The organism is Photobacterium sp. OFAV2-7 (assembly GCF_022347985.1).
In the GTDB taxonomy this organism is placed as follows: Bacteria; Pseudomonadota; Gammaproteobacteria; order Enterobacterales; family Vibrionaceae; genus Photobacterium.
The window spans coordinates 1-6,291 of the sequence record NZ_JAKRFQ010000235.1 but is presented as its reverse complement, the minus strand read 5'-3'; the positions used below and the strand labels follow the sequence as shown (position 1 = coordinate 6,291).

The window sequence follows — 6,291 nt, the reverse complement described above, 5'->3', positions numbered from 1 at the left end:
GATATCAATGCTTTGGCCGTCAACAGTAACTTTGGATGAAGCGCTTATCTCTGCATTCTTGCCTGCTTTACTAGTGATGGAGGCATCAGATTCTAACGATAGATCTTTCTTTGCATTGGCAGTTATTTGATCTTCTGACTCAAGGCTCATCGCTTCTTTGCTTTTCCAGCCCACTGTTTTTTCAGCTTCTAGGCTGGCTAACCCTGTGACAGTTTGTTTTAGATCGTTTTTGACATTGACGACGAAATCTTTTTCGGCTTGGAGAAAGATTTCTTCATTGTCTTTTTTATCTTCAAACCTGAGCTCATTGGCTGTGTCACTGCTGCCGTTAGGTGTCGTTCTCGTTTTGATTCCACTTTGGGTCGCTGTGCTGTATGGCGGTTTGTTTTTTCCGTTGTAAATTGAGCCAGAGATCACCGGACGGTCAGGATCACCGTCAATAAAACTGACCAGCACCTCGTCGCCAATACGAGGAATGAACTGTACTCCAAAGCCATTGCTGGCTGTAGGCTGGGCGACAGGGATCCAGCATGAACTATTTTCATCTTTTTCCCCGTCTTTGTCCCAATGGAAGTGCACCTTGATCCGGCCCAGTTTGTCCTGGTTGACTTCTTCTCCGCTCGGACCACTGACTTCACCGCTTTGGATACTGTGTATACGAGGCTTATCAATAAATGTTGGTCGCCAGGTTAAGCTGGTAGGAACACATTGGAAGTTATTCTGATATTCGGATTGAGAACCAGATTCATTTGCCTCAAAGATGTGCTCAGCTTGGGTGATTAGATATTCCTGATTGAACGAGGATTCGGTATGGTCAGTGAGGGTAAAGCGCAAGCCGGCCCCAAGAGACGGAATTGCTGAGCTGGCCTGAATGGTTACCTTACGGCTATCTCGGCTTTCCATTTGCTTTTTGGCGGCGTCTCTAATGTTCCCTTTGGTTGTATAGCCCTGACCAAAAAAGTACTCGCTGAGGGCGCTGTTATTAGCTTGGGTACTATTTCTCTCGCCACTGGTTAAACACTCCGCCAGTTCTTCACTATGATCGGCTAACGATAATTTACTGGTACCAAGCAGGTTTCTGTAGTGCCACTTACTGATCGAAAAGGTTTTGTCCTTTGCCTGAACAATTAATGGCACAGTGCTATTTTCAGCTTTAGCGAAGTCCTGGTTGCTATCGGCGATGACAACGGTAGGCCGTTGCCCGCTATGATCACAATGATAGTGCCAGCCCTCGGATGCAAGTAAGCGCCTAATAAACGCAAGATCGCTCTCATTGTATTGAATGCAGTAGGTATGGGTCACTCCTGCGTCGCGAGGTGAGAGCTTGAAATAGCTCTGTAAGCCGGAGTCGGACAAGATCTCATCAATAATCTGTTTTGTCGTCATGTCCTGGAAACTTCGACTGGTGGTTCGATAAGCAAAGATGGAGAGCGGATCGATGGCTTCAATACGGTAAGTATAAAGTTGTTTGCTGATGCTAAATTCAAGGTTTTCTATTGATGAGATAAGGGCAAAAAAACGCCGAGATTCTTGTCTCTGACCTTCAATACCAGGCGAGTATTGAATATCTAGAACTTTACCAAGTAGCTTTTCTGATAAATCTTCTTTTGACACGAGAGTAGCGATGAAATTTGATTTATCTGAGATAAGCTCATTTATTATTAGTTGGGTGACGATATAAGGCCCTTTGCCATCCAACTTAGCAAGAATAGGTCGTTGTTGATCATTGTAATTGGGGGCAGACATGTAATGGCTCTCTTATTGTTCTAGAAGATCCCTCAACAATTGACTTATGTTAAAGCAAATTCACTTGTGTAGGAAGTCACCCATGTGGCGATGTTGTTAATGTGATGTTGCTTATCAATGTTGTTAGCTTGTGTGGTTAAACAAGAAATAAGTGTTTATTGACGTATAAATGTCCTCAATAATACATATTTGAAATACTACTTATTTAAGTCAGTTCCATTGTACTTCTCGATATTAGCGCTAGTGCTAATACTGAATGTGTGTGATGTCAGTTGATTTAAAGTTGTGCTTTATCTGCATCTTTTATTTGCCTGATAAGCTCTACGTCATTACCAAATATGTATTCCTTGTAGGGATGTATCAAATTTGAGCCATTTTTGGCGATTGAAATCGATTTCATTTTGCTTTCTAAGGAGTATTTACTAGTTTGTAATAGCGACCAGAGTTTTCTTCTTTTATCTATATAATATGAACAGCGTATATTTATTTGTTTTTGTGAGTAATGTCTATAATTTTGTACGTAATTCTCTTGTGGTCTGATGAGGCAAGGAAATACTATTAAAAGCTATAATTAGCTGATAGCATTCAAAAATTATATGATTCAGTTGGTAAATAATAAATAACAAGAGATATCTTTCAACCATATGCATGCTCCTAACATGGTGGTGAACAGTGTGCAACATTTTTTTTGTTATTAAGTGTTTTTCTGGAATCGAAATAGCTTATTGAATTAAAAACTACTAATAATATAAGTGATGGATACTATGAAATTTACTGAGAGCCATCGTCAGAGTTTATTGTCACCATTGATGGAAGATAGTTTTTGCGGTTTGTATTTAAAATCAGACCGACAAGCATTCCGCCCACTCCGAAACGAATTCAACTTAGCGCAGACATCTTTAAGAAAGCTAACCCAGCACCCGGAATCGAGTGAACTTGACTCTTTGCTGGATGAAAACAGCAATAATTGGGATGTACTGTCGTCCAGCCTAATAAGTGTTTTTTCTTCATCATCTCGAGATATCGAGTTGGCAGGTTGGATGATGACTGCACAAACTATTATTGACCCTAGTTTGTCCGGACTTAAAGAAACGGTAGCTTGGTTACAGGAGTTAGTGACGGCTCACTGGGAATCACTCCAACCGATTTTACCAGATAACAAAATTAAATCAGAGGGAGAAGATGAACGCTCCCGTGAAGTCCACGCATTTAAAGTAAAAGCTTTTATTCAACTGGTCGGAGAGAGCGAGAATACAGGGCTCTTGTATTTACCTTTGGTGATGACGCCGTTGATTGGTGACCTTGATTATTCCCGTTACCAAAGTGAAGAGCACAAAGGTAACTTATCCAACCTTAAAAGCCAGTACCATAACCTTGCTCTGAATGAACAGGCCAGTGTTGTAGCGCTGATTGACAACCTAGTAGCAATAAAGCAGAGCTTCATAGCGATAGAGCTGAAAGTTACTGACATTTGTAAGCAGAATGGCCTGTCAGTTGTCGGTTTTCATTTTGTTATTGGCTTAATTGATAAGATTCTGCGTGCGATTGAATTTATCTCCGGGCTGACTCCAACAGTTTCTCTGGAAATCGACGGTCAATCTTTGCCTGCTGAAAAAACAGAGCAGGTTGTTCAGCTTGTACCTGAAATCACTTCGGGACATATTGATATGCAAGAATCACCTGCGGCTACGCCGACTGTTTCGATATCTTCGCTTGCCAGTCAGCAAGCTATTAGTCGTGACCAAGCTTTTCATCAATTACGAGATATCGCTGACTATTTCAAAAAGACCGAACCTCACAGCCCGGTGGCCTATTTGCTTGAGAAGGCTATACGCTGGGGGTATATGCCGCTGCCAGAATTAATGGCCGAGCTGTTATCGAATCAGCAAGAGACGATTGACCGTGTTTTCAACCTGACGGGGTTGGATGAAGACGGGGAAACCTCTCTGCCGGAAATAAAACACGTAGTGCCTCAGGCCTCCGAGTTGCCTACATCGGTGAGCAACAAAAAGCTGGAGCCAGAAGCAGAAAATAAGCCTGTTTCCCCTGTTATCGAAACAGAGAAAACGCCTAATCACGAACCACAGAAGACAGGACAGCAGTCGAAATCTAGCGGTGCTTTGCAGTGGTAGAGCGTGCTGTTGCTGCTTAATCATAAAAAAAGAGGATAGAAATTATGGCGAGCATTTATATGCGTATCGACGGTGTTCAAGTTGATGGTGGTGCAACCATTGAAGGACTGCCGGGTGAAGGATGGTTTGCACTGAGCTCATATAGCTGGGGTGCAATGCGTAACGTCGCGATGGACATTGGTAACGGTACGAATGCTGACTCAGGTATGGTTGCCATGAGCGAAGTAAATATCACCAAAGAAGTGGACGGTGCTTCTGAAGACCTATTGTCTTTCCTATTCAGTCCTGGTACGGCAGGCAAAGATGTTGAGATCGTTTTCACCAAGCCGGCACGTGATGGCTCAGGGGCTGAAATTTATTTCCAGGTGAAGCTAAATGAAGCTCGTCTTGTTTCATATAATGTGAGTGGTTCTGACGGTTCACAGCCATTTGAAAGTATTGCACTTTCTTATGTTCAGCTCGATCAGCTGCACTGGCATGAAGACAATGGCGGCAAAATGGACAAAGGTGGTCTTGTTTCTTATAACGTTCCTGGTGGCAAGATGCTTTCAGGCTCTAAGTAACCTGCTGTTGTGCGCTGCCGTCAGAGCGGCGCACAGCTCTGTTTTGTTAGGCTTCATCATTAATCAAAAGGTAGGGAAGCATGGCTCTCAATTCGCAACATAAGCGTGTTAGCAAAAACCGCGTCAGCATCACTTATGACGTCGAAACCAATGGTCAAACAGAAACAAAAGAACTGCCTTTTGTTGTGGGTGTTATTGGTGACTTCTCTGGACATAAGCCAGAAAGTGAAAAAGTCGATCTGGAAGAGCGTGAATTTACCGGTGTTGATAAAGATAATTTTGACACTGTGATGGAACAGATCAACCCAAGTCTGTCCTATAAAGTCGACAACAAACTGGCAGACGATAATAGCCAGTTTGAAGTAAACCTGAATTTTAAATCCATGAAGGATTTTCATCCCGAGCACTTGGTTGAGAACATCGACCCGTTAAAGCAGCTGGTTGAGACGCGAAACCAGTTGAAAGTGTTACTGAGCAAAGCCGATCGTTCTCGTGATCTGGAGCGACTGCTAAAAGAGTTGCTGCAAAGTACGGATGCTATTCAGCATCTTGCCGGTGAACTAGGTGTTGAAAAAGGGGAGGCTGAATAATGTCGACAGAACAACAAAGTGTAGCTCAGCAAGCTGAAACTACTGGTGTAGAAGCCAGTTTCCTTGATCGTGCAATTTCCGCCACGACACAAACTCCAGTCGATACCACCAAAGAGTTGCTCTCTGTATTGACATCGCAGGCGCTTGAAGGGACGGTTACGTGGGACAAAAACCTTACCTTGACGATAGAGAAAGCTATCGCAGCCTTAGATGTAAAAATCTCCGATCAGCTATCGACTGTGATGAAAGATGAGGCTTTCCAAAAGCTGGAAGGTACTTGGCTAGGCCTGCAAAAGCTGGTTAAAAACAGTGATCTGGGCCCAGACCTAAAGATCAAGCTGGCAGACTACACCAAAGAAGAGCTACTCGAGCAATTTGAAGATGCCCCAGCTATTGATCGTAGCCGTTTATTTACCACAATCTACCAGGAAGAGTACGGCACGGCCGGTGGTCAGCCATACGGTGTATTGCTAGGTGATTACGAGTTTGGTTATGGGGATGAAGATGTCGCCTTGCTCCGCTACATGGGAGAAGTCGCAGCAGCTTCGCATGCTCCGTTTATTGCGGCAGCCAATGCCAGCATGTTTGATTTTGAGTCATTCGAGACTTTCAACGAAGGCAAGCCAGTAGCTGCCGGCTTTGACTCACCAGCCTATGCTAGCTGGAATGCGTTCCGTGAAAGTGATGATTCACGTTATGTTGCCCTTACGTTGCCGAAAACGATAGCACGCCTGCCTTACGGCCAAAGTACTGTGCCTGTTAGCTCTTTCCAGTACGAAGAGTTTGCCACTGATGCAAACGGCAAGGCAGTACCTCAGTCTCAAGATGACTTTGTCTGGAGCAATGCTGCATATGAATTTGGCCTGCTACTGACTCAAGCCTATAGCCAGTATGGCTGGTGTACCGCAATCCGTGGTGCGGACAATGGCGGTAAAGTTGAAGACCTGCCTAATTTCACATATTACTCAGCGGCCGGTGACCTGCAGCAGCAGTGCCCGTCAGAAGTTAACCTGACCGACGAGCGCGAAAAAGAGCTGAGTGACCTCGGCTTCTTGCCTTTGGTGCACTACAAGAACACCAACTATGCAGCCTTTATGGGAGCTCAGACCGTACATAAGCCAAAAACTTATGTCGATCCTGATGCAACGGCAAATGCGGCGATTTCTGCCCGTCTTCCGTATGCCATGGCGAGCAGCCGTATCGCTCAATACCTTAAAGTGATGGGTCGCGAGCGCATCGGTTCGAACGTTGATGCCAACG

At 44.2% G+C, this 6,291-nt stretch carries 5 protein-coding genes; 4 read left to right on the top strand and 1 reads right to left on the bottom strand.

What is annotated here, in order from left to right:
- Positions 1–1,746, bottom strand: a 1,746-nt coding sequence (locus tag MHN01_RS13220) for a type VI secretion system Vgr family protein (protein WP_239411773.1), incomplete at its 3' end; no start/stop codon positions are given.
- A 764-nt stretch (positions 1,747–2,510) separates the two neighbouring features.
- Between MHN01_RS13220 and MHN01_RS13215 the strand changes: the two genes are divergently transcribed.
- The 4 genes from MHN01_RS13215 to tssC form a co-directional block, all read left to right on the top strand.
- Positions 2,511–3,878, top strand: coding sequence for an ImpA family type VI secretion system protein (locus MHN01_RS13215; RefSeq protein WP_239411772.1), 1,368 nt, complete (start codon positions 2,511–2,513; stop codon positions 3,876–3,878).
- A 44-nt stretch (positions 3,879–3,922) separates the two neighbouring features.
- Positions 3,923–4,441 (top strand): type VI secretion system tube protein Hcp, encoded by a 519-nt coding sequence (locus MHN01_RS13210; protein ID WP_239411771.1) that lies wholly within the window; start codon positions 3,923–3,925, stop codon positions 4,439–4,441.
- A gap of 80 nt (positions 4,442–4,521) precedes the next feature.
- Positions 4,522–5,031, top strand: coding sequence for a type VI secretion system contractile sheath small subunit (gene tssB, locus MHN01_RS13205; protein ID WP_239411770.1), 510 nt, complete (start codon positions 4,522–4,524; stop codon positions 5,029–5,031).
- Positions 5,031–6,291, top strand: a 1,261-nt coding sequence (gene tssC / locus MHN01_RS13200) for a type VI secretion system contractile sheath large subunit (RefSeq protein WP_239411769.1), incomplete at its 3' end; no start/stop codon positions are given. The genes tssB and tssC, both read left to right, overlap by 1 nt.

Coding starts and splice junctions, on each gene's coding strand:
- MHN01_RS13215 (WP_239411772.1), top strand. CDS start 2,511: ATGAAATTTACTGAGAGCCATCGTCAGAGTTTATTGTCACCATTGATG.
- MHN01_RS13210 (WP_239411771.1), top strand. CDS start 3,923: ATGGCGAGCATTTATATGCGTATCGACGGTGTTCAAGTTGATGGTGGT.
- tssB (WP_239411770.1), top strand. CDS start 4,522: ATGGCTCTCAATTCGCAACATAAGCGTGTTAGCAAAAACCGCGTCAGC.